The organism is Isoptericola sp. Y581 (assembly GCF_059445475.1).
Genome location: NZ_JCAIUK010000001.1, coordinates 526,338 through 549,454 on the forward strand (window position 1 = coordinate 526,338; position 23,117 = coordinate 549,454).

Annotated in this window: 19 protein-coding genes; 12 read left to right on the forward strand and 7 right to left on the reverse strand. The window is 75.1% G+C overall.

The features are described 5' to 3' along the window. Nucleotides 1–16: 16 nt before the first annotated feature. From AC1C2W_RS02430 to purE, 3 genes are read left to right on the forward strand one after another with little or no spacing between them, the layout of a single operon-like run. Nucleotides 17–1,360, forward strand: coding sequence for an ATP-binding protein (locus tag AC1C2W_RS02430; RefSeq protein WP_495387960.1), 1,344 nt, complete (start codon nt 17–19; stop codon nt 1,358–1,360). A gap of 37 nt (nt 1,361–1,397) precedes the next feature. Next, the gene (locus AC1C2W_RS02435; protein ID WP_495412274.1) at nt 1,398–2,633 is read left to right on the forward strand and encodes a 5-(carboxyamino)imidazole ribonucleotide synthase; all 1,236 of its coding nucleotides are present in this window, start codon (nt 1,398–1,400) and stop codon (nt 2,631–2,633) included. Beyond that, nucleotides 2,630–3,157 carry a 5-(carboxyamino)imidazole ribonucleotide mutase gene (gene purE / locus AC1C2W_RS02440; RefSeq protein WP_495387958.1) on the forward strand — a complete coding sequence of 176 codons (528 nt, stop codon included), beginning with the start codon at nt 2,630–2,632 and terminating at the stop codon, nt 3,155–3,157. Before AC1C2W_RS02435 ends, purE begins: the two co-directional genes overlap by 4 nt. A 108-nt stretch (nt 3,158–3,265) precedes the next feature. On the opposite strand, the gene AC1C2W_RS02445 is transcribed toward purE, so the two are convergent. From AC1C2W_RS02445 to rfbB, 3 genes are all read right to left on the reverse strand, one after another. Beyond that, nucleotides 3,266–4,651, reverse strand: a complete 1,386-nt coding sequence (locus tag AC1C2W_RS02445; RefSeq protein WP_495412275.1) for an LCP family protein — start codon at nt 4,649–4,651, stop codon at nt 3,266–3,268. Between the two features lie 13 nt (nt 4,652–4,664). Beyond that, nucleotides 4,665–6,032, reverse strand: coding sequence for an LCP family protein (locus AC1C2W_RS02450; protein ID WP_495412276.1), 1,368 nt, complete (start codon nt 6,030–6,032; stop codon nt 4,665–4,667). A gap of 93 nt (nt 6,033–6,125) precedes the next feature. Next, a complete protein-coding gene (rfbB, locus tag AC1C2W_RS02455; protein WP_495387955.1) occupies nt 6,126–7,121 on the reverse strand; it encodes a dTDP-glucose 4,6-dehydratase in 996 nt (331 codons plus the stop codon). 81 nt (nt 7,122–7,202) lie between these two features. Here rfbB and AC1C2W_RS02460 point away from each other — a divergent pair, with 81 nt between their 5' ends. The 4 genes from AC1C2W_RS02460 to AC1C2W_RS02475 are packed head-to-tail and all read left to right on the forward strand — an operon-like array spanning nt 7,203 to nt 12,098. Beyond that, on the forward strand, nt 7,203–8,882 hold the full coding sequence (locus AC1C2W_RS02460; RefSeq protein WP_495412277.1) for a DUF2142 domain-containing protein: 1,680 nt from the start codon (nt 7,203–7,205) through the stop codon (nt 8,880–8,882). Beyond that, nucleotides 8,879–10,000 carry a glycosyltransferase family 2 protein gene (locus AC1C2W_RS02465; RefSeq protein WP_495387953.1) on the forward strand — a complete coding sequence of 374 codons (1,122 nt, stop codon included), beginning with the start codon at nt 8,879–8,881 and terminating at the stop codon, nt 9,998–10,000. The genes AC1C2W_RS02460 and AC1C2W_RS02465 overlap by 4 nt, the downstream gene beginning before the upstream one ends. Then, on the forward strand, nt 9,997–11,142 hold the full coding sequence (locus tag AC1C2W_RS02470) for a glycosyltransferase (protein ID WP_495387952.1): 1,146 nt from the start codon (nt 9,997–9,999) through the stop codon (nt 11,140–11,142). Before AC1C2W_RS02465 ends, AC1C2W_RS02470 begins: the two co-directional genes overlap by 4 nt. Next, entirely contained in the window at nt 11,139–12,098 is a 960-nt protein-coding gene (locus tag AC1C2W_RS02475) for a lysylphosphatidylglycerol synthase domain-containing protein (protein WP_495387951.1), read from the forward strand. Before AC1C2W_RS02470 ends, AC1C2W_RS02475 begins: the two co-directional genes overlap by 4 nt. 300 nt (nt 12,099–12,398) lie before the next feature. On the opposite strand, the gene AC1C2W_RS02480 is transcribed toward AC1C2W_RS02475, so the two are convergent. Further along, nucleotides 12,399–13,016 carry a dTDP-4-dehydrorhamnose 3,5-epimerase family protein gene (locus tag AC1C2W_RS02480; RefSeq protein WP_495412278.1) on the reverse strand — a complete coding sequence of 206 codons (618 nt, stop codon included), beginning with the start codon at nt 13,014–13,016 and terminating at the stop codon, nt 12,399–12,401. Between the two features lie 138 nt (nt 13,017–13,154). Here AC1C2W_RS02480 and rfbD point away from each other — a divergent pair, with 138 nt between their 5' ends. Both rfbD and AC1C2W_RS02490 read left to right on the forward strand, forming a co-directional pair. Continuing rightward, nucleotides 13,155–14,000 (forward strand): dTDP-4-dehydrorhamnose reductase, encoded by an 846-nt coding sequence (gene rfbD / locus AC1C2W_RS02485; RefSeq protein ID WP_495388435.1) that lies wholly within the window; start codon nt 13,155–13,157, stop codon nt 13,998–14,000. Between the two features lie 46 nt (nt 14,001–14,046). Continuing rightward, nucleotides 14,047–14,805: a class I SAM-dependent methyltransferase gene (locus AC1C2W_RS02490; RefSeq protein ID WP_495387949.1), complete on the forward strand. Its 759-nt coding sequence runs from the start codon at nt 14,047–14,049 to the stop codon at nt 14,803–14,805. Between the two features lie 155 nt (nt 14,806–14,960). On the opposite strand, the gene rfbA is transcribed toward AC1C2W_RS02490, so the two are convergent. Together rfbA and AC1C2W_RS02500 are read right to left on the reverse strand one after the other, a co-directional pair. Next, on the reverse strand, nt 14,961–15,827 hold the full coding sequence (gene rfbA / locus AC1C2W_RS02495; RefSeq protein WP_495387948.1) for a glucose-1-phosphate thymidylyltransferase RfbA: 867 nt from the start codon (nt 15,825–15,827) through the stop codon (nt 14,961–14,963). Between the two features lie 101 nt (nt 15,828–15,928). Beyond that, on the reverse strand, nt 15,929–16,711 hold the full coding sequence (locus AC1C2W_RS02500) for a TIGR03089 family protein (protein WP_495387947.1): 783 nt from the start codon (nt 16,709–16,711) through the stop codon (nt 15,929–15,931). A gap of 175 nt (nt 16,712–16,886) precedes the next feature. Between AC1C2W_RS02500 and AC1C2W_RS02505 the strand changes: the two genes are divergently transcribed. The 3 genes from AC1C2W_RS02505 (at nt 16,887) to AC1C2W_RS02515 (ending at nt 22,508) form a co-directional block, all read left to right on the forward strand. Beyond that, on the forward strand, nt 16,887–17,225 hold the full coding sequence (locus AC1C2W_RS02505; protein ID WP_495387946.1) for a WhiB family transcriptional regulator: 339 nt from the start codon (nt 16,887–16,889) through the stop codon (nt 17,223–17,225). A 79-nt stretch (nt 17,226–17,304) separates the two neighbouring features. Continuing rightward, the gene (locus tag AC1C2W_RS02510; protein WP_495412279.1) at nt 17,305–20,739 is read left to right on the forward strand and encodes a glycosyltransferase; all 3,435 of its coding nucleotides are present in this window, start codon (nt 17,305–17,307) and stop codon (nt 20,737–20,739) included. After that, nucleotides 20,736–22,508: a DUF5719 family protein gene (locus AC1C2W_RS02515; protein ID WP_495412280.1), complete on the forward strand. Its 1,773-nt coding sequence runs from the start codon at nt 20,736–20,738 to the stop codon at nt 22,506–22,508. Before AC1C2W_RS02510 ends, AC1C2W_RS02515 begins: the two co-directional genes overlap by 4 nt. A gap of 40 nt (nt 22,509–22,548) precedes the next feature. Here the strand turns inward: AC1C2W_RS02515 and AC1C2W_RS02520 are convergent, their stop codons facing one another. Beyond that, nucleotides 22,549–23,016 (reverse strand): metallopeptidase family protein, encoded by a 468-nt coding sequence (locus AC1C2W_RS02520; protein ID WP_495412281.1) that lies wholly within the window; start codon nt 23,014–23,016, stop codon nt 22,549–22,551. Nucleotides 23,017–23,117: the final 101 nt, after the last annotated feature.

Here is a 23,117-nt window from a genome sequence, read left to right on the forward strand (position 1 = left end):
GACAGGGGCAGACGAAGTGCGTCGCCGCGTCCTGCTGGCGACCATCTCGGCGGTCGCTGTCGCCGTGCTCCTGCTCGGCGTGCCGCTCGGCATCTTCGGTGCCCGGTACGTGCTCGCCAACGAGGAGCAGCGCGTCACGGACCGGGTGGACACGCTCCAGCGGAGCATCGACAACACGCTCGAGGAGGGTGACGAGCTCGGCGAGGGCACGGTGGAGCGCGCCAGCGAGGGCCGCGACGGGGACCTGCCCGCGTACGTGGTCGTGACCCTGCCGGACGGCACCCAGCTCACGGCCGGGGAGCCGGTCTCCGCGCCGACGATCGAGAAGGCCAAGCTCACCGACCGCAACGTGGCGGTGTCGATGACGGTGTCGGCGGTCAGCGCCTACGTGAAGTCCGCCCAGACGGTGGTGCTCGTCATCATCGCCGGCATCGTCGCGATCGCCGCGGGCATCGCGGTGGCGGTCTGGCAGGCGAACCGTCTGTCGGCGCCCCTCGTGTACCTCGCCGCGTCCGCGGAGCAGCTCGGGTCGGGGCAGGTACGCCCGCGGCTGGAGCCCTCGGGCGTGGAGGAGATCGACCTCGTGGCGGCCGAGCTCGCGCGCTCGGCCGACCGGCTCGCGGGGCGCCTCGCGGCCGAGCGGCAGTTCACACAGGACGCGTCGCACCAGCTCCGCACCCCGCTGACGGCACTCACGATGCGGCTGGAGGAGATCACGCTCGCATCCGACGACCCCGAGGCTGTGGAGGAGGCGCGGATCTCGCTCGAGCAGGTGGAGCGGCTGGTCACGGTCGTGGACGACCTGCTCGCCGCGTCCCGGCGGGCGCAGGGGGGCACCACGGAAGCCGTGGTGCTGGCCGACGTGGTGCACCAGCAGGAGGAGGAGTGGGCGCCGACGTTCGCGCGGGCCGGGCGCTCCCTGGTGGTCGAGGTGCCCGACGGCATGCAGGTGCTCGCGACGCCCGGCGCCCTGGCGCAGATCATCGCGACGCTGCTGGAGAATTCGCTGAAGTACGGGGAGGGCACCACCACCGTCCGCGCGCGGCCGTCGGGCACCACCGGCGCCGTGGCGATCGAGGTCGCCGACGAGGGGCCCGGGGTGGCCGACGACATCGCGCCGAAGATCTTCGAGCGCGGCACGACGACGGGCCACAGCACCGGGCTCGGGCTCGCGCTGGCCCGCGATCTGGCGGCCGCGGACGGCGGCCGGATCGAGCTGGCGCAGCGCCGCCCGCCAGTGTTCGCGCTCTTCCTGGCCGGGGTGCCCCGCACCCTCGACCCGCACATGGTGCTGCCCCCGGGCACCACGATCTCCTCGCGCGGCCGACGTCGCGGGTGGCTGCACCACCACGGCGAGTGACCACGTCGCCGCACCACGGCCGGTATCCTCGATCCCCGTGACCGGACCCCGCACTTCCGCCCCCGTCGTCGCCGTCGTCGGAGGTGGTCAGCTCGCCCGCATGATGGCGCCCGCCGCCGCGGAGCTGGGGGTGGGCCTGCGCGTCCTCGTCGAGGACCCGGCGTCGTCCGCGGCCCAGGTGGTGACCGACGCCCCCGTGGGTACGGCGTCCGACGACGCGGCGATCCGCGACCTCATCTCGCCCGACGACGGGCGCGCCCCCGCAGCGGTCCTGACGTTCGAGCACGAGCACGTGCCGAACGCGCTCCTGCAGGACCTCATCGACCACGGCACGCCCGTGCGGCCCGGCCCGCATGCGCTGGTGCAGGCGCAGGACAAGATCGTCATGCGCCGGCGCCTCACCGAGCTCGGGATGCCCTGCCCCCGCTGGGCCGCGCTGCCCACCGTCCCGGAGGACGCCCGCCAGGCGCTCGCCGCGTTCCTCGCCGACGAGCCCGGCGGGGAGGCGGTCGTCAAGACCTCCCGCGGCGGCTACGACGGCAAGGGCGTGCGCGTCGTCGCCGACCCGGACGCCGTCGCCGACTGGCTGCAGACGGTGGCGGACGGCGGCCCGGCGCTCCTGGTGGAGCGGAAGGTGCCGTTCGTGCGCGAGCTCGCGGCGCTGGTCGCCCGCCGGCCGTCGGGGGAGGTGCGCACCTGGCCCGTGGTGGAATCGATCCAGCGCGACGGCGTGTGCGCCGAGGTGATCGCGCCCGCCCCCGGCCTGCGGCCCGAGGTGGACGCGCGGGCCCGCGAGATCGCCGTCGCCGTCGCCGAGGGCCTCGACGTCACCGGCGTGCTGGCCGTGGAGCTGTTCGAGACGCGGGACGCCGACGGCGGTGTGCAGCTGTGGGTCAACGAGCTCGCGATGCGCCCGCACAACTCGGGCCACTGGACCATCGACGGCGCCGTGACCAGCCAGTTCGAGCAGCACCTGCGGGCGGTGCTCGACCTGCCGCTGGGCGAGACCACCGCGCGCGCGCCCTGGACCGTCATGGCGAACGTGCTCGGCTCACGGCTGGAGGTCCTCACCGACGCCCTGCCCGAGCTGATGGCCCGCTACCCCGAGGCGCGCGTCAACCTGTACGGCAAGGGTGTGCGGCCGGGGCGCAAGCTCGGGCACGTGAACGTCAGCGGCCCCGACCTGGAGCGGGTGCGTCGTCGCGCCGTCGAGGCCGCCGCGCTGCTGCGGGGCGAGCCCGGCTCAACCACCGAGAACAAGGAGCACGCATGAGCACGCAGCCTGTCGTCGGCATCGTCATGGGGTCGGACTCCGACTGGCCCGTCATGGAGGCGGCCGCCGACGCGCTCGCCGAGCTCGGCGTGGAGGTGGAGGTGGACGTCGTCTCCGCCCACCGCATGCCCACCGAGATGATCGAGTACGGCCGCTCGGCGTCCGAGCGCGGGCTGCGCGTGATCGTCGCCGGGGCCGGCGGCGCCGCGCACCTGCCGGGCATGCTCGCCGCCGTCACGCCGCTGCCGGTGATCGGGGTCCCCGTGCCGCTGCGGCACCTGGACGGCATGGACTCGCTGCTGTCGATCGTGCAGATGCCGTCGGGCGTGCCGGTGGCGACCGTGTCGGTCGGCGGGGCGCGCAACGCCGGCCTGCTCGCCGCGCGGATCCTCGGCGCGGGGACCGAGGCCGAGGACCTCGCCCTGCGCGAGCGGATGGTCGCGTTCCAGGCCGACCTCGGCGACGTCGCGCGCGCCAAGGGCGAGAAGCTGCGGGCGTCCCGCGCCCAGCACCCCGGCTTCTGACGTTCCGTTCCCGCTGGTTGAGCCGACGACGCAGGCTCAACCAGCGGGACGAGGTTTCGACCCTTCGACAGGCTCAGGACGGCGCAGGCTCGACCGGCGATCCGGTCGTCAGCCGGGGAGGCCGCCGACGGTGCTGCCGGGCTCGAGCCCGCCGTCGCGCACGTCGGTCCAGAACTGACCGGTCTTCTCCTCGTCGAGCAGCACGGTGGAGCCGACCCCGGTGCCGGGGTCGTAACCCGGGTTCGCGATCGGCGGCGTGCCGGTGACGCCCTCGGGCCCGGTCGCGGCCTTGAAGGCCAGGGCGAGGCGCCCGAGGTCGATGATGCCCGTCTTCTCGTCGACGGCGAGCGCGCCGGTGCCGGCGTCGACGAGCTGCACCTGGTTGAGCGGGTTCAGCACGACGCCCGGCTTGACGACCTTGGCCGCCGCAGCGGCGATGACCTGCTGCTGCCGCTCCGCACGGCCGATGTCCCCCTTGAGGTCGGAGTAGCGCATGCGGGAGAACGCGAGCGCCGTCTCGCCGTCTGCCATGTGGCAGCCGGCCTCCCACTTCAGCTCGCTCTTCTTGTCGTCGACGTCGTCGTCGTAGCAGAGCTCGACGCCGCCGACCGCGTCCACGATCTCCTCGACGCTGCCGAACCCGACCTCGGCGTAGTGGTCGACCGTCAGGCCGGTGAGGCCCTCGACCGCCTCGACGAGCAGCGGGGCACCGCCGAACGAGTATGCGGCGTTGATCTTGTTCGGGTCGTGCCCGGGGATGTCCGCGAGCGTGTCGCGCGGGATGGAGATCAGAGACGTCGGACCGCTCGAGGGCTGGTGCAGCACCATGATCGTGTCGGTGCGGGCGCCCTCGGTGCCGTCGTCGGCGATGCTGCCGGTGCCGCGCGCGTCCGACCCGGCCAGCAGGTATGTGGTGCCGGGGGTGTTCGCCGCGCCCGAGAGAGCGTCGACGTGCTGGATCTTGCCGTTGGCCCAGAGGATCAGCCCGATCGGCCACGCGAGCAGCAGCACCAGCAGGAGCACCAGGACCAGCCCGACGATGCGGCCCCGACGCACGCGGAATCCGCCGCCGGCGGCCGCGGCCGCAGCTCCGCCCGGGCGTGCGGGCGGGGGAGTGCGGCGCGCCTGGCCGCTGCGGGCCTGGGCGGGCATCACGCGGGTGCCGGAGCCGTGCCCGGAGGCAGCCTGCCGCGACGACGCCTGCCGGGGTGCCGCGGCCGACTGCGCGCCGCGGGGGGCGATCGAGCGCGGCTTCTGCTGTGCGCCGCCGCGCCGCTCGGCCGGGGTGGTCGGGATCTCGCGCGACGACTGGCGCCGCACGCGCGGCTCCATGGGGGTGGCGTCGTCACGACGACCCACCCGCCCGCCGGTGGGCCGGCCGGCCGCCCGGGAGGCGCCGCCCACGGGGATAGCGTCGCCCGCGCCGTGGGGGCGGTCGGACGAGCCGCCGGACGGCGTGAAGCTCGGCGGGATGCGCTGTTCGTCGTTGCTCATGGGACCTCCGCGCTCAACCGCACACCGACGTCACGTCGGCCCCGGTGAAAGCTTCCTCGCCTGCCTCGCGGGTTTGCGTCGGCTCGGGGTCGCTCTCCTTGTCATCTGATCCGTCATCTGCTCCGCCGTCCGTGGTGGAGCCGGTGTCGTCGTCCGAGACCGGGGTCGCGTCCGTGCCGTCCGCGCCCTCGGCGGCCGCCGCGTCGTCGCCCTCGGAGTCCTTCGCGCCGGAGTCCTTGGAGTCCTTGTCGTCCGACTTCTCGGTCTCGATCACGTCGCTGAGTGGCTTGTCGTCGTAGAGGTTCTCCCAGACCTGATCGGCCTCGTCCGTGAGCAGGACGTTCGCCGCGTTGTTCGGGTCGTACGCGTACGGCGCAGTCATGAACGAGATGGTGTCAGGACGGACGTTGCGGGAGCTGTATGCGAGCCCGGCGAGTCCCTGGACCGACGCGAAGTTGCTGCTCATCGTGAGCGAGCCGGTCACGGCGCCGAGGAACTTCAGCAGCTTCGGGGAGTCGGTGAGCATGTTCTGGCTCAGCACGGTGCGGGCCAGCGCGGCCATGAGCTCCTGCTGGCGTCCGATGCGGCCGAGGTCGGAGCCGTCGCCCAGACCCTTGCCCGTCCGCGCCCGGGCGTACTTGAGCGCGGTGTCACCGTCGAGCTCCTGCTTGCCCGCGGACAGCACCAGGTGGTCGGCCTTGGGAGCGTCGACGTCCTCGGGGACGCAGAGCTCGACGCCGCCGAGGGCGTCGATCATCTTCTCGAAGCCGGCGAAGTCCACCACGACGAAGCCGTCCATCTGCACGTCGGTGATCGTCTCGATCGTGCGCATCGTGCAGAGGGCGCCGGACTCGACGTCCCCGCCAGTATTGACCCCCTGGGCGAAGGCCGCGTTGAACTTCACGCCGGACTGCGGCGAGGTCTCGCCGCCCGACGACGTCGGGCACGACGGGACGTCGGTGGTGGTGTCGCGCGGGATCGACAGCATCTCCACGCGGGAGCGGTCGGACGAGATGTGCATGATCATCGTCGTGTCCGAGCGGGCGCCCTCGGTGCCGTCGCCGACGATGTCGGCGTTGTCGCCGCCGCGGCTGTCGGAGCCCATGAGCACGAGGTTCAGCGGCTCGTCGGCGTTGGGGTCCTCCGGCACCTTCTTCTCGGGCCGGTTGTCACCGAGCAGCTTGTCGGCGTCGACGGACGTGATGTTGCCGGTGAGCCTGACGGCCGCCGTCGCGCCTCCGACGGCGGCGAACGCCAGGACCGCGGTCAGCCCCATCCCCAGGGCGCGCGCCAGCGAGTGCTGGCGCAGGGCGCGGGCATGCGCCGGGCCCTTGGCGGGCTCGGTGTGCGAGGCGACGTGGCGAGGGGTGAAGCGGGTCACGGGAAGCGAGCATAGAGGGTTCGAGTTACGCGGCTGAGGTGCCCGCGGACCGGGACGGTAGAGGAAATGTGTGGGTCGGTCACCGGTTTCCCCCTACTGGCCGGTCGCGGCGTACTTGGCCTCGGCGGCGGCCTTGTGGGGGCGCCACCAGTCCTCGTGCTCGCGGTACCAGTCCACGGTGGCGGCCAACCCGGTACGGAAGTCCGTGTATCGGGGCGCCCACCCGAGCTCGTCGCGCAGCCTGGTCGCGTCGATCGCGTAGCGCAGGTCGTGCCCCGGCCGGTCTGTCACGTGGTCGAAGTCGCCCGGGTCGTGCCCGAACAGCTCCAGCAGGGTGCGCACCACCTCGAGGTTCGACGTCTGCCCGTCCGCCCCGATCAGGTACGTCTCCCCGAGGCGGCCGCCGTCGACGATCTCCCAGACCGCCGCGTTGTGGTCCTCCACGTGGATCCAGTCCCGCACGTTCAGCCCGGCCCCGTACAGGCGGGGGCGCACCCCGTCGATGAGGTTGGTGACCTGGCGGGGGATGAACTTCTCCACGTGCTGGTACGGCCCGTAGTTGTTCGAGCAGTTCGAGATCGTGGCGCGCACCCCGAACGAGCGCACCCAGGCGCGCACCAGCAGGTCCGAGCCCGCCTTCGTGGAGGAGTACGGGCTGGACGGGTTGTACGGGGTGTCGGGGGTGAACTTCTGGGTACCCTCCAGCGGCAGGTCCCCGTAGACCTCGTCGGTCGAGACGTGGTGGAACCGCACGTCGTGCCGGCGCACCGCCTCCAGCAGCGTGTACGTGCCCACGAGGTTGGTCTGCACGAACGGCGAGGGATCGGCCAGCGAGTTGTCGTTGTGCGACTCGGCCGCGAAATGGACCACCACGTCCGCGTCCGCGACCAGCCGGTCCACCAGCGGCGCGTCGGTGATCGACCCCTCGACCAGCGCGACGGCGTCCGCGACCGGCGCCAGCGACGACCGGTCACCCGCGTAGGTGAGCGCGTCCAGCACCGTCACCCGCGCCCCGGCACGCGAACGCACGGTCTGCTGGACGAAGTTCGCACCGATGAACCCGGCGCCGCCCGTGACGAGAACACGCATGGCGGCACCCTATCGGCGCGTCGCGGGCCGTGGGAGGGGCCTCGTCGAGAGGGGTGGGTGAAGCCCTGGCACACTGAGGTCGTGACGGACACCACGCCACATGTGCGCCCGGAGCCTGCCCCGACTCCCACCACGAGCCCCCCGCATCGGAGCCTGCGCGGCTACCGGCGCGCCCTCGTCGTGCTCGCGCTCGCCGTGGCGGCGTGGGGCGCCGTCTGGGCCGTCGTCGCGCCGCCGTTCCAGGCGCCCGACGAGCAGCACCACCTCAACAGCGTGCTGCGCATCGCCTACGGCGGCGGCTGGCCCGCGCCCGGCGACGCCTACTTCTCGCCGGCGGTCGTGCAGGCCGTCGAGGAGGCTGCCTACCACTCCGACCCGCCCGGCCGCTGGACCTACCGGCCCGACGCGCGCCAGTTCGTCGACGTCGAACCGGTGCCGCGCGACGAGCGCACCCGCATCGACGCCACCACCGCGCTCGGGGACGCCGCGTCGGGCACCGAGGTCGACCAGATGACGCAGCACCCCCCGCTCTACTACGCGGTGGGCGCCGGGGTGCTGCGCGCCACCGGGCTCGCGGACGGGCGCTGGGACGTCGCGATGCTCGCCCTGCGACTGCTCGACGTGCTGCTGCTCGCGCTCACGGTGCCGCTCGCGGCCGAGACCGCCCGCCGGGTCACCGGGTCCCGGTCGGCGGGGTTGGTGGCGGCGGCGTTCCCGCTGTTCCTGCCGCAGCTCGGCCACATCATGGGAGCGGTGAACAACGACGCTCTCGTCATGCTCGCGTGCGCCGCCGCCACCTACCTGGCGGCGCGCGTCGTCACGGGGGACCTCCGGTGGCGGGTCGCGATCGCGATCGGGCTGGTGGTCGGGCTGGGGTTGCTCACCAAGGTGATGGTGGCGTTCGCCCTGCCGATGGTGGGCATCGCCTACCTGCTGGCGCGCGGGCGCCTGTGGCCCGCGCGGCTCGGCCGCGTGGCCGTGGCCGCCGGAGTCGCGGGCGTCGTCGGCGGCTGGTGGTGGGTTCGCAACGTGATCACGCTCGGCGCGGTCCAGCCCGTCGGGCTGGTCCGCGACCCGGCGACGTACGCGCAGGTGCCCGACGACCAGGTGGCGTCGGTCATCGTGGAGAAGCTGGCGCAGGCGTTCTTCGGGAACCTCTCCTGGCTCGAGGTGCGGCTGCCGGGCCAGTGGGTCGTCGCCGGCTCGATGGTGCTGATCGCCGCCGCCCTGGCCGCGCTCGTGCTGCCCGGGGCCCGGCGGGCGTCCGCGGTGCTGCTCCTGCTGCCCGGCGGGCTCGCCCTCGGCGTCGCGTACAACAGCTGGGACTTCCACGCGGCGACCGGGGGGCTCGTGGCGGTCCAGGGGCGGTACGTCTTCGGCGGGGTGCCGGCGCTCGCCGCCGTGCTCGCCGTGGCCGTGTGGCACCTCGTGGGCAGGAGCGGGAGGCGGCTGGCGTGGGCCGTCCCCGTGGTCGTCGCGCTCGCGGTCGCCGCCGGGGTCGGCGGGCTGGTGTGGGGCTTCAGCACCTTCTACCAGGGGCCGGGCGAGACGTTCGGCGACGCCGCCGACCGGTGGCTCGCCTGGAGCCCGATGGAGGCGCCCGCGCTGCTCGCCGTGGTGCTGCTCGGCGCAGTCGCGACGGTGTCGGCGCTGGTCGTCGGGGCCCTGTGGCCCCGTAGACTCGCGGCGTCCTCGCCGACGGTCCTGCCCCTCGGCCCCGTGTCGCCGGTGACCTCCGGTCCCGTGAAGGAAGCGCGATGAAGCTCTTCGTCCAGATCCCGTGCCTCGACGAGGCCGGGACGCTTCCGCTGGTGCTGGCGACGATTCCGCCCGAGGTCGACGGCTTCGACAGCGTGGAGGTCGTCGTGATCGACGACGGTTCCACGGACGGCACCGCCGTGGTCGCTCGGCGGCTCGGGGTGCGGCACGTGGTGCGGCACGCCAGCACGATGGGGCTCGCGCGGTCGTTCCGGGACGGCGTCGACTACGCCCTCGCCCACGGCGCCGACGTCGTGGTCAACACCGACGGCGACAACCAATACCCCTCGGAGCGCATCGGCGACCTGGTCGCCCCGATCGTCGCGGGGGAGGCGGACATCGTCGTCGGCGACCGCCAGACCGCGACGATCGAGCACTTCTCCCCGTTCAAGAAGCGTATGCAGCGGCTCGGGAGCCGGGTGGTGAGCGCCGCCGCGGGCACGTCGCTGCCGGACGCGGCGAGCGGGTTCCGCGCCTACTCGCGGGCCGCGCTGCTGCGGCTCAACGTGGTGACGCAGTTCAGCTACACGATGGAGACGATCATCCAGGCGGGCAACAAGCGCCTGCGGATCGCGAGCCTGCCCATCACCACGAACCCGAAGACGCGCGAGTCGCGCCTCTTCACCAACATCTGGCAGCACATGGGCCGGTCCGGCCGGGCGATCGTGCGCTCCTCGATCATGTTCCGGCCGCACCTGGTGTTCCTCACGCTGGCGGCGGTCTTCTTTCTCATGGCGGCCGTGCCGGCCGTGCGGTTCCTCGTGTTCCTCGTCCAGGGGGACGCGGGCGGGCACGTCCAGTCGCTCGTCTTCGCCGGCGCGATGCTCGTCGGGGCGCTGCTGTGCCTGGCGCTGCTGGTCATCGCCGACCTGCAGCGCACCAACCGCACCCTGGTGGAGGAGACGCTCGAGCGCGTCAAGGAGCTCCAGTACGGGCCCCGACCGGTGGTGCTCGACCCGGTGCTCGACACGGTGCTCGACCCGGCGCTGGACATGGAGGCCGACGGAGCTGCCGACGGGCCGGTCGACGGGCCGGACGGCGTCCACACCGACGGGCGGGTCGGGGCGCACGACGACGGTCTCTCCCGGCGCGCGGCGCGGGGCGAGGACGCGCCCGCGTGATCGTCGCGTTCGGCACGTACGACACCGCCCGGCACCCGCGCGTCGGGGTGCTCGTGGCGGGCCTGCGGGCGCACGGGTACACGGTGCACGAGGTCGACCGGCCGCTCGGCCTCAGCACCGCCGAGCGGGTGCGGATGCTGCGCCAGCCGTGGCGGCTGCCGGGCCTGGCGGTGCGGCTGCTGCGGTGCTGGGCGCTGCTCGTTGCCGACGCCGCGACGCACCGGCGCCGGCACGGGCGCCCGGACGCGGTGCTGGTCGGCTACCTCGGCCACTTCGACGTCGTCCTGGCGCGCGCCCTCTTCCCGCGTACCCCGGTGCTGCTCGACCACCTCGTCTTCGCGGGGGACACCGCCGCCGACCGCGGCGCCCGCGGCGCGCGGGTCGTCCTGCTGCGCGGCCTGGACCGCCTCGCGACCGGGTGCGCCGACGTCGTCCTGGTCGACACGCCGGAGCACGCCGCGATGCTGGGCGACCTGGCACCGTCCCGGGGGCGCCGCGGGGTCGTCGTTCCCGTGGGCGCCGCGCGGGAGTGGTTCGACGCCGCCCGTGCTGCCGACCCGGCCGACGACTCCCGACCGCTGCGGGTCGTCTTCTTCGGTCTGTTCACCCCGCTGCAGGGCGCCGACGTGCTGGCCGAGGCCCTCTCCGTCGCGCTGCGGCGGGCGGCGGCCGACGCGGGGGCAGGGGGCCGCCCGATCGAGGCCACCCTCGTGGGGTCCGGGCAGGACCTCCCCGCCGCCCGCGAACGCCTGCAGGGCGTGCCGGGCGTGACGTGGGTCGGCTGGGTGGAGCCCGCGGAGCTGCCCTCCCTGGTTGCGGCGCACGACGTCTGCCTCGGCATCTTCTCGGCCACCCCCAAGGGGCTGCGCGTCGTGCCGAACAAGGTCTTCCAGGGTCTCGCCGCGGGCTGCGTGGTCGTCACCTCCGACACCCCGCCGCAGCGGCGGCTGCTGGGCGACCACCTCGAGCTCGTCCCACCGGCCGACCCCGAGGCGCTGGCCGCGCGGCTGCTCGCGCTGCGGGACCCGGCGGTGCTCGACGCTGCCCGCGCCGCCGCCGCCGCGGGTCGTGACCTGGTGCGCCCCGCGGCCGTCGTCGAGCCCCTGGTGCACGCGCTGCGGACGCGCGGGGTCGCGTCGTGACGGGGGACCGGGCGGAGGGCACGGTGGCCGGGACACGCGGCACGCTGGGTCGCGCGCTCGCCGTGCTGCGCTCGCCGTGGGTGCGCTGGGGGTTCCTGGTGCTGGCGGTCGGCCTCGCGGTGTACGCGGTGGTGGCGGCCCGCGACGACCTCGCGCGCGCGGCCTCCGCCCTGTCCTGGCAGCGGATCGCCCTCGCGCTGGTGCTGTCCGTCGCGTTCGTCGGCTGCACCTTCGCGTCGTGGCGGGCGGTGCTCGCCGACCTCGGGCCCCCCGTGGCGCCGCGCGCTGCGCTGCGCGTGTTCGGCCTGAGCCAGCTCGGCAAGTACGTGCCGGGCGGGGTGTGGAACGTGGTGGCCGCAGCGGAAATCGGCGCCGACCACGGCATCGCGCGCCGCACGTCGGTCACCACGACCGCGGTGGCGACCCTCGTCGGCGTCGTGTCCGGCGCCGTGGTGGGCCTGGTCGCGCTGCCGCTCGTCGCGACCGGGGCGCTCGGGGCCGCGACGCCGGTGCTGTGGGCGCTCCCGGCCGTCGCCGTCGTGCTCCTGCCGCCCGTGCTGAACCGCCTCGTCGCGTGGGCGCTGCGCGTCGCGCGCCGACCGCCCCTGGAGCGGCCGCTCGGTTGGCGCGGCCTCGGCGCCGCCACCCTGTGGTCGGTGACCGGGTGGCTGCTCGCCGGGGCTCAGGTCTGGGTGCTGGCCGTCGGGCTCGGGATGGCGGCCGATATGCGCGGGGTGGCGCTCGCCGTGGGTGGCTATGCGCTCGCATGGGTCGTCGGGTTCCTCGTCGTCGTCGTGCCCGCCGGTGCCGGCGCCCGCGAGCTCGTGCTCCTCGCCGTGCTCGCCGGGGTGCTGCCGCACGCGGCCGTGCTGCTGCTGGTGCTCGTCAGCCGGGTGCTGGTGACGTTCGCCGACCTCCTGCTCGCCGCGCTCGGGGCGCTGGCCCGGCCGAGGTAGTCCGGATCTCGCCGAGGTAGTGCGAAACCCCGCGAGGTAGTTCGGCGGTCTCAACCGGCTTCCCCGCTCCGTGAGGTAGTTCGGGTTGCGGGCGCGGTGGTGCGGGATGTCTCGTCGCGAGGCGTCCCGCACCACCTCGCGGCATTCGTCGTGCGCAGACCGCGCCTCGTCCTGGCGAGGTCTCGGACTACCTCGCCGAGATCGTTACTACCTCGCCGGGTCTTGGACTACCTCGTCGAGATCGTTACTACCTCGCGCGGCGGGGTCTCGATCCTTCGGCAGGCTCAGGACGGCTCAAGCTCAACCAGCGAGGGTCCGCAGGTGGGCCTGGACGGCGTCGTGGGTGGGGAGCAGGCCCTGCTGCTCGGCTTCGGCGAGGGTGGGGGCGGCCTGGTCCTTGTCCGAGAGCTGCGGGGTGAGGGGCGAGCCGTCGCGGGCGGTGGTGGGCCAGGCGATGCCGATCCCGGGGTCCAGGGGGTGGACGCCGTGCTCGGCGCCCGGGTTGTAGCCGGTGGAGCACAGGTAGAGCACGGTGGACCCGTCCTGCAGGGACAGGAACGCGTGCCCGAGCCCTTCGCCGAGGTAGATGGCGCGGCGGTCGACGTCGTCGAGCAGGACGGCGTCCCAGCGGCCGAAGGTCGGGGAACCGGTGCGGATGTCGACGACGACGTCGAGGACGGCGCCCTGCGGGCAGGTGACGTACTTGGCCTGGCCGGGCGGGACGTCGGCGAAGTGGATGCCGCGCAGCACGCCGGCGGCGGAGACGGAGGCGTTGGCCTGCTGCAGGTCCAGGGGGTGCCCGACGGCGTCGGCGAACGGGCCCGCCTTGAACCACTCGAGGAAGAGGCCGCGGGGGTCGCCGAACTGCTTCGGGGTGATCTCGTAGGCGCCGGGCACGGCCAGCTCGCGGAACTCCACGCTGCGCTCCAGTGGTCGGGACGGGGGTCGGGACGTCCAGGTCCTAGGATCCTACGGGTGAGCACCACCGACGCCGCCGCCGACGCACGCTCGCCCGCCGCAGCACGGCGGGAGGCGTCGACCGCCCGGGCCCGCGACCTGCGCTGGTTGGTCGTCGGCGCGGGCGGGATGCTCGCCCACGACCTCCTCGACCTGCTGCGCGCCGCGGACGCGCCGGTCGTCGCGGCCCGCCGGGCCGACCTGGACATCACCGACCCGGCGGCGGTGTCTGCCGTCGTGCGCGACGTGGACGTGGTGGTCAACTGCGCGGCGTGGACGGCGGTGGACGACGCCGAGTCCCACGAGCCCGAAGCGTTCCGTGTGAACGCCGTCGGCGCCGCGAACCTCGCCCGTGCTGCCGACGCTGCGGGCGCGCGGATCGTGCACGTGTCCACCGACTACGTCTTCGACGGCCGCGCGGTCGCCCCGTACGCCGAGGACGCCGCGCTGGCCCCGACCTCGGCCTACGGCCGCACCAAGGCGGCGGGGGAGTGGGCGGTGGCGGCCGAGGCGCCCGACCACCTCGTCGTGCGTACCGCGTGGCTGTACGGGGCGCACGGCGGGTGCTTCCCGAGGACCATGGCGCGCCTCGCGGGCGAGCGGGACGAGCTGTCCGTCGTCGACGACCAGAGCGGCCAGCCCACCTGGACCCGCGACCTCGCCGACCTGATCGTGCGGTTGGTCGAGGCGCAGGCCCCGGCGGGCACGTACCACGGCACCGCCGGCGGACGGACGACGTGGTTCGGCTTCACGCAGCGCATCGTCGCCGCGACGGGCGCGCAGGTGCGGGTGGGGCCCACCACGAGCGAGGCGTTCGTGCGCCCCGCGCCCCGGCCGGCGTACTCGGTGCTCGGCCACGACGCCCTGCGGGCCGTCGGCGTGGAGCCGATCGGCGACTGGGCCGCGCGGTGGGACGCGGCCGCGGACGAGGTGCTGGCAGGCTGAACCGCGCAACCCCGTCGAGCCCGTCGTCGAACCACAAGGAGCGCCCGTGCCAGCAGCCACCACCCCGCCGCCCCCGCTCACGCTCTACGGCAGCCTGCGCTGGGACGTCGTGGAGGAGCGGCTCCCCGCGGCGCCCGGCCGTGTGCTCGAGGTCGGGTGCGGGCAGGGCGCCGCGGCCGTGCGGCTCGCGGCGCGCGCGGCCGGCTACACGGGGGTCGAGCTCGACGGCGTGAGTGCCCGCACGGCGGAGCAGCGGCTCGCGGACGCGGGGGTGCCGGGCGCGGTCGTGCAGGGCCCGCTCGACACCCTGCCGGCCGCGGAGCGGTTCGACCTGGTCTGCGCCTTCGAGGTGATCGAGCACATCGAGGACGACGCCGCGGCGCTGCGCGAGTGGGTCTCCCGGCTCCGGCCGGGCGGCATGCTCCTCGTCTCGACGCCCGCCTGGCAGGCCCGGTACGGGCCCATGGACGAGGCCGTGGGGCACTTCCGCCGCTACGACCCGCCCGCGCTCGCCGCGCTGCTGGTGTCGGCCGGGCTGACCGACGTCGGCCTGCGCCTGTACGGCATGCCCCTGGGCTACGCCCTCGAGGCCGCCCGCAACCAGATCGCCCGGCGCCGCCCGGGCCTGCGGGAGGAGGGCAGCACCGCCGACCGCACCGCCCGCAGCGGCCGCCTCTTCCAGCCGACGACGGCCGCTCAGGGGACGCTAGTCCGGGCCGCGACCTGGCCGTTCCGCATGGCGCAGCGCGCGTTCCCGCACACCGGCACCGGGCTCGTCGCGTGGGGGAGCGCGCCGCGGACCTGACGGTGGAACCGGCGGGCGGGTTGGGTTGTCTCGTCCCGAGGCGCGCCATCCGCATCGCTCGTCCCTCGCTCTGCTCCCGCCAGGCCCGACCAGCCTCGGGACGAGACAACCCGCCCCGCCCGTCTCGTGCGTCGCCACGGCGGCGAACGGCAGGCTCAACCGGCGCCGAGCAGGCCCAGGAGGTACGTGCCGTAGCCGGACTTCACGAGCTTCTCGGCGCGGACGTGCAGCTCGTCGTCGCTGAGGAACCCCCGGCGCCAGGCCACCTCCTCGGGCGCGCCGATCTTCAGGCCTTGGCGCCGCTCGATGGTGCGCACGTAGTCGGACGCCTCCAGCAGGGAGTCGAACGTGCCCGTGTCGAGCCAGGCCGTGCCACGGGGGAGCACCTCGACCTGCAGGGTGCCGCGGCGCAGGTACTCGCGGTTGACGTCGGTGATCTCGTACTCGCCGCGGGTCGACGGCCGCAGCGCCTTGGCGATCTCCACGACGTCGTTGTCGTAGAAGTACAGGCCGGGCACCGCGTAGCTGGACCGCGGCTCGCGCGGCTTCTCCTCCAGGGAGAGAGCGTGCCCGTGCTCGTCGAACTCGACGACGCCGTACGCCGTCGGGTCCGCGACCCGGTACGCGAAGACGGCCCCGCCGACGAGATCGTGGAAGCGCGTGAGCTGCCGGCCGAGGCCGGGCCCGTAGAAGATGTTGTCGCCGAGCACGAGCGCGACCTCGTCGCTGCCGACGAACCGTTCGCCGAGCACGAAGGCCTGGGCGAGGCCGTTGGGCTGCTGCTGCTCGGTGTACTCGATCGACACGCCGAACTGGGATCCGTCGCCCAGCAGGCGGCGGAACTGCTCGGCGTCGTGCGGGGTGGTGATGACCAGGATGTCCCGGATGCCCGCGAGGATCAGCGTCGACAGCGGGTAGTAGATCATCGGCTTGTCATAGACGGGCACGAGCTGTTTGCTCACGCCGATGGTGATCGGGTGGAGCCGGGTGCCGGACCCGCCGGCCAGGATGATGCCGCGCATGGCTGTTGATTGTGTCGCAATCGCGAGTCATCGGCCGGGTGAACTCACTGCCGCTGGTCGAGCCTGTCGAAACCCACGGCGCCGTCTGGGCTCCGACAAGCTCAACCGGCGGAGACGGTGATCCGCTCGCTGTCGCACAGCCGGGCGAGCCGCGCCGGGTCGGCGGCCAGCTCGGCGGCGGCGCCCACGGACGTCAGCACGACGGAGCCGTCGGCGGCCCAGATGGCCAGGAGCTCCCGCAGCACCTCGCCGACCGGCCGGCCGCCGTCGACGAGCACCCGCGCGCCCGCGGCCCCCGGCGCGGGGACGAGGTCTGCGTAGGACACGGCCGAGGTGTCGGGTGCGTCGCCCGCTGCCATGAGGGCCGTCCCCGACGGATCCGCCTCCGGCGCCCAGCCGATGACGTCGCCGTAGGTCATGACGGCCGACGCGGCGTCGACCGCGCCGGGGGGCAGCTCGCCGTCGAAGGACCGGGCGAGCGCGGGCAGGGCCACGGCCACGAGGTCGGCCGCCCCGGGCGTCGTCAGGACGTCGGCCCACGCCGCCGGCCGGGACGTGACAACGACGTCGGCGCCGGGCTCCGGCGCGGCACCCGCGGTGCGGACGGTCGTGCCGCTGCGCCACGCGGCGACCGCCCACACCACGCCGCGCCAGTGCACGGGCAGGTCGAGAGTCACGATCGTCCCCGGTGCGGCGTCGAACTCCTCCACGAGGAGGTTGACCGTCTTGCTGACCCAGTTCTGCAGCACGGCGCCCGAGAGCTCGATGCGCTCCCCGCCGTCCCCATACCACGTGAGACGCGGACGCCCCGGGTCCGAGACGATCAGATCGAGTATCTGCGGGATCGTTCGGGGTGCCGGGTGGACGGCAGAAAGAGAGTTCACGCAGGTCAGCCTACGAGGGGCCGGCCTCGTCGGTCCCGACACCGGGGTCGAGGGCATGTGAATGGCCGGTGGAGATCGAGATCACTAGCACATTTCGACTTGACGGTTCCGAAGGACACGCGTGTAATTCCAGGTATGCAGTTTCCGTAAAAAGAACGGCATGGAGGGGCACGCCATGTGGAACTTGCTGGATGGGGACCGGGGGGTCTTCCCGTCTGACGTCGTCCGTGAGCCCGAGCGCGTGGCGCCTGTGCTGCCGCTGTTCGGCGACGGTGCGGTGGTCGACGACGAGACTCTCCTGGGGTGGCAGGAACGAGCCCTGTGCGCCCAGACGGACCCGGAGGCCTTCTTTCCGGAGAAGGGCGGGTCCACCCGCGACGCGAAGAAGGTCTGCGCGTCGTGCGAGGTCCGGGCCGAGTGCCTGGGCTATGCGCTCGAGAACGACGAACGATTCGGGATCTGGGGCGGGCTCTCGGAACGAGAGCGTCGCAAGCTGAAGCGCCGCGCCGTCTGAGCGGTGGATATCCGGCCCGACACGCACGGGCCGGATATCCCACGACGTGGTCGGGGCCCGTCGCATCATGGCGGGCAGGATGACTGCTCCGCACCCGACCCGAGTCCGCCCCGGCGGTGAGGTCGCACCCCCGGGCGCGACCTCCGCCGCCGCGCCCTCGACCACCACCGGCGAGAGGCTGGACGGCACGGGCGCCGTCCCCCTGGTGGTCAGCGTGACGGCCGTCGTCGTCACCCACGGCCGCACCCCCTACCTCGACGCCACGCTCGACGCCCTCGCGCACCAGGAGCGCGCCGCGGACGACGTCTTCGTCGTGGACGTCGGGGCCTCCGAGTCCACCGCCCACCCCGACCTACGCCTCGGCGGCGCGCGGTTCGTGGCGGCGGCGGGCGCCCGGAGCCTCGGCGACGCCGTCGACCGGGCGAACGAGGCGGTGGGCGTCCCGGAGACCGGGTGGCTCTGGATCCTGCACGACGACTCCGCCCCCGAGCCCGACGCCCTGGCCCGGCTGTTGCGCGCCGTGGAGCACTCGAGCGCGGTGGCCGTCGCGGGCTGCAAGCAGCGGCGCTGGGGGACGGCCCCCGACGGCACCCCGGCGCCCGCGTCGGACGGCAGCATGCTGATCGAGGTCGGGAGCACGGTCTCGCCGCTCGGGCGCCGGATGACCGGAGTCGACGACACCGAGATCGACCAGGGGCAGCACGACGCGCGGGAGGACGTGCTCGCCGTGGGCCTGGCCGGCGCGCTCGTGCGGGCGCACGTGTGGGTCGAGCTGGGCGGCACCGACCCGGAGCTCGGCCCGTTCGGTGACGGCCTGGACCTGTGCCGCCGCGCGCGGCTCGCGGGCCACCGCGTGGTCGTCGTGCCCGACGCCGTGGTGCGGCACGTGCAGGCGTCGCTGCTGGGGCTGCGCGGCAGGCCGACGGCCACCCCCGACCTCGAGGCGTCGCGCTACGGCCGCCGTCGCAGCCAGCTCTACCTGCGGCTGGTCGAGGCGCCGCTGCCCCTGCTGCCGCTCGCCTGGTTCGGGGTGATCCTGTGGGCGCCGTTCGCGGCGATGTACCGGCTCGCGCTCAAGCGGCCGGCGCACGCGCGGGACGAGATCGTCGCGGCCGTGGTCACTGCGCTGCGCCTGGTGCCCCTGTACCGGGCCCGGCGGCGGGCGACCCGCTCGCGGCGGCTTCCCCGGCGGGTACTGGCCCCGCTGCGCGGCACGTGGCGGCAGGTGCTGGCCGAGCGCCGGGACGCACGCCTCGCGCGCGCCGAGGCGCAGCGCGCGCGGTGGGCGCCCAGCGAGCTGGAACGTGCCGACCTGCGGCGTCTCGGGCGGACGCGACGCTCCGTGCTGGCGGTCGTCATGGTGGCGGTGGTGGCGCTCGACGTCGTGCTTTTCGGGCCGTGGCAGGGGGTGCTCGCCGACGGCGGCCGGGTCGTGGGCGGGGGGCTCCTGCCGGCGCCCGGCACCGTCGGCGACGTCTGGGAGGCCGCCACATCGGGGTGGGTGCGGGACGGGCTCGGCGCCCGCGCGCCCGCCGACCCGCTGCTCCTGCCGCTCGCGGCGCTCGCCGGGCTGGTCGGCGGCGGGCTGCAGACGGCGGTGAACGCACTCGTCGTCGTGGCACTGCCGCTGGCCGCGCTCGCCGGCTGGTACGCCACCGGGAGCCTGACCCGCTCGGTCGTGGTGCGGGCCGTGGGCGCGCTCGTCTGGGCGGCGGCGCCGGGCTTCCTCGCGTCGCTGGGCTCCGGCCGGCTGGGCGCGGTCGTCGCACACCTGGTCCTTCCGTGGGTGCTCGTCGCCGTGCTGCACACGGTGGGGGCGCACGCACGGGACGTCGCGCACCATCCGCTCCGACGTCGGGGGTCGCTCGGCGCCGCCGGCGCGGCCGGGCTGCTGCTCGCCGTCGCGGTGTGCGCGGCCCCGGTGCTGCTGCCCGTGGCGGTCGTGCTGATCGTCGTCGCCGCGCTGGCGGTGCCGCGGTCGTGGCGCTCCCTGCTCCTCGTGCTGGTGCCCGCCGTGGTGCTGCCGCTGCCGTTCTGGGGCGAGGTGCTGAGCACCTGGTCGGACGGCGGCTGGCGGCTGCTGGTCGCCGAGCCGGGCGCCCCGCTGGTCACGCAGGGCACCCCCACGGCGATCGAGCTGCTGCTGGGGCTGCCCGGCGACACCGCCTGGTTCGGGCAGTGGCTGGGCAGCGACGGGTCTTTCGGCCGGATCGGCGTCGTGGGCCCGGCCGTGCTCGGTGGGGCGGTGCTCGTGCTCGCCGCCGTCGCGCTGGTGCGAGGCCGCGGGGTGCGCGGCGTGCGGGTCGCGTGGCTCGCGGCGGCGGCGGGACTGTCCGTCGCCGTGCTGGCGGTCGCGACGGCGGTCGCGAGCGGCACGTCGGCGGACGGTACGGCCGCGAGCGTGACCGGCTGGCCCGGCGTGGGGCTCTCGCTGCTGCTGCTCGCACTCGGCGCGGCCGCGGTGTGTGCGCTGCCGAGCACGGGCCGGGTGCCGACGCCGGTGGCAGGAACGCGCACGGAGGAGCCCCGGGGGGTCCTCCGGCGGGTGGGCTCCGCCGGGGTCGTGGCGATCGGCGTCGTGGCCCTCGCGCTGCCGGGGGTGCAGCTCGGGTCGTGGGCGCTCGAGTCCTCCGACGGCGGGGGCGTGGGCGACCTGCACGCCGCCGAGGCGCCCGTCGTGCCGGCCGTCGGGACCCAGATGCAGGCGCCGCCGCGGTCCGCGCGGGTGCTCCAGATCGATCGCGTCCAGCCCGGCGCGGACGACGGGGGCTCCGCGCGGGGGGCCCCCGACCCCGCGGTGGTCGACTACTCGCTGCTGCACGCCGACGGCACCCGGATCGAGGACTCGTCGACGGTGGTCCGTGCCCGGGCCGCCGGGCTGATCCCGCAGGGGGACGGCGCGGAGCGCGCCGACACGGCCCTGCTGGACCAGGTCGCGGCGGAGGTGGCGACGGGCCGCTCGACGGATGTCGCGGACCGGCTCGCGGCGCTCGGCATCGGCGCGGTGCAGGTCCCGGCCGGCGGCGACGCCGACCTGGCCACCACCCTTGACCTCGTGCCGGGCCTCACCCGCGTCACCGAGGAGGGCCCGCTGGTGTGGCGGGTCACGACCGACGGCCCGGGGCCCGGCTGGGCCACCGTGCTGCGCGGCGACCCCGACGCTGCCGGGACCGGCGACGATGCGCCGAGCCCCTACTTCGCGCCCCAGGACGCCGTGCGCACGCTGCCGTCCGACGGCATGCGGGTGAGCGACCGCCTGGCGGACGGCGACGAGGACCGCGCGCTGCGGCTCGCCGAGACGGCCGACCCCGGCTGGCACGCCACGCTCGACGGGCGGCGGCTCCCGGCTGCGGACGCGGGCGGGACGCAGTCGTTCGCCGTCGGCCCGACGGCCGGCCACCTGGAGGTCTGGTACGAGTCGTCGCACCGCACGGCCTGGCTCGTGCTCGCGGGGGCGGTGCTCCTGGTGCACGTGCTGCTGGCGCTGCCCGTCGGACGGCGGCGCGGACGATGAGCGCGGAGAAGGCGCCGGAGAAGGCGCCGGAGGCTCGCGGGAGGACGCCGCAGGTGACGCCGGAGCATCCCGGGGGGACGGGCACGGACGTGCGGAGCGCGCGGGTGCGGCGCGCGGTGCGCGCGGCGGTGGCCACGGTGACCGGCGTGGTCGCCGTCGCGGCCCTCGCCGCCGTGGCCGTGCTCGGCGACCAGTGGGCGCAGTCGTGGACCGGCGCCGAGGAGCGTGCCGTCGCGGCGGGCACGCGGACGGTGGGCGTGCAGCCGGCGGACGCGACCGTCGTCTGCCCCACGCCCGTCGCGCTCCCGGAGGGATCCGACGTCGGGGACTCGCAGTTCGACGCGACGCCGGTCGCGACACGCAGCCAGCTGGGCGCCGTCGTGCTCGGCGGCGCGCGGGAGGACGCGCTCACCACTGCGCTCGATGGCAAGGACGAGGCCCCGCTGGACGCCGGCGCCGGCGCCGCGGCCCAGCAGGCGGGCGTCGACGGCACGCGGGTGCTGCGCGCGACGCCGGTGGCCGACGAACCGTTCCGCGCGGCCGGGGCGATGGGCTCCGTCACCACGCAGGGCGACCTGCGCGGGCTCGGCGTCGGGGCGTGCACCACCCCCGCCACGTCCCAGTGGCTGGTGGGCGGCGCCACGGTGGTGGGTGCGACCGCGACGCTGACGGTGCAGAACCCGTCCGAGCGGCCGGCGACGGTGGCTCTCGACGCCTACGGGCCGAGCGGCCCGGTGGCGCTCGGCGGCAGTGGCACGTTCACGGTGGCCCCGCACGAGCAGGTCACGACCCGCCTCGAGTCGGTGGCGCCCGAGCAGGAGCGCCTCGCGCTGAACGTGCGCTCCTCGGGGGCGCGCGTCACGGCCACCCTGCAGAGCCAGGCCATCGACGGGCTGCTGCCGGCGGGCGTGGAACTGCTGACGGCGTCGGCCGCGCCACGCGAGTCCTTCGCCGTCAGCGGCGTGCTGAGCCGGGGCGAGGCGGTGGACGACCCGCACGCGCCGCGCCTGCGGGTGCTGGCACCCGGCACCGAGGGCGGGACGGCGCGGGTCAGCGTGTACGGGCCGTCTGGTGCGGTGGTGCTGCGCGGCGCCGACGAGGTCGAGCTGGAGGCGGGCGTCGTGACCGACGTCCCGCTGGGCGGGCTGCCCGCAGGCGGGTACACCGTGGTCGTCGACGCGGACGTGCCTGTCGTCGGGGCGAGCCGCACCGACCATCCGGGCCGGCAGCCCGAGGACTCCGTGGTGGGCGGCACGCCCTACGACGTGGCCTGGTCCGCCGGGCAGGCGGTGGCCCCGACGCCGGCGGGGGCCCCGGCCGGCCAGGTGGGGCTGCCGGGCGGCGTCCGCTCGGCGCTCACGCTGGCAGCCGTGCCGGCGGTGCGCGACGCCGACACGAAGCCCGAGGGGTCCACCTCCGTGACGGTGCGCGCCTACGACGCCGCGGGCGCCGAGATCGGAAGCCGCGACGTCGAGCTCGCCGCGGGCACCACGACCTCGCTCGCGATGGCCGACGTCGTCGACGCGGGCACCACGCCGGCGGGGGTGAGCGTCGACCGCGCGGACGGCGAGGCCGACTCAAAGGCCGGCGCGAGGGCCGGCGCGAAGAACGACGCGAAGGGGGACGAGCCCGCCGTGACGTGGGCCGCGGTGCTGCGCGCCGACGACGGGACGGCCGCCCCGGGCTCCCTCGTCGCGACCCTCGCGCCCACGGCAACCGTGACGACCCCCGGCGCCGTGGACGTGCGGGCCGTCGACTCCGCGGGCTGAGGACGCGGCGGGCTGAGGGCGCGGGCCGACGTCCGGCGGGTCAGCTGCCGTACTCGGGGTCGATCTCCTCCGGGCTGCGTGCCAGCAGGTGCGCCACCTGCTCCACGACGACCTCGCGCACCAGGTCCGCGCGGTCCGCGTCGTCGGCCGCGCGGAAATCCACCGGGCGTCGGTACACGACGATGCGCGCGGCCTGGCCGGACTCGGCGGGGAAGCAGCGACCCAGCGGCACGCCCTCGATCTCCCACGGGGCCGGTTCGGACGGCGGCACGTCCTCGACGGCGAACTCCGCGCCCGCGAGCTGCGCGCCCCAGCGGCGCTGCAGCAGCTCGACCACGTCCAGCACGAGGTCGTCGAACTGCTCCGCCCGCGTGCGGTGGGCGGGCATCCCCGGCGGCAGGAGCGGGCCCCGCACCCCGCGGCCGCGGCGGTCGCGACGACGGACCGTCGGCACGCCACCGGGGTCGGGCTGGGCGGGGTCGGGCTCAGGGTCGGCGAGGTTGTGCACCCGTCGAGCCTAACCAGGGGGGTCCGTCGGTGGGGGCCACCGGTCGAGCTTGTCGAAACCACGTTCGTTCGTCGGTCGAGCTTGTCGACATCATGTTCGTT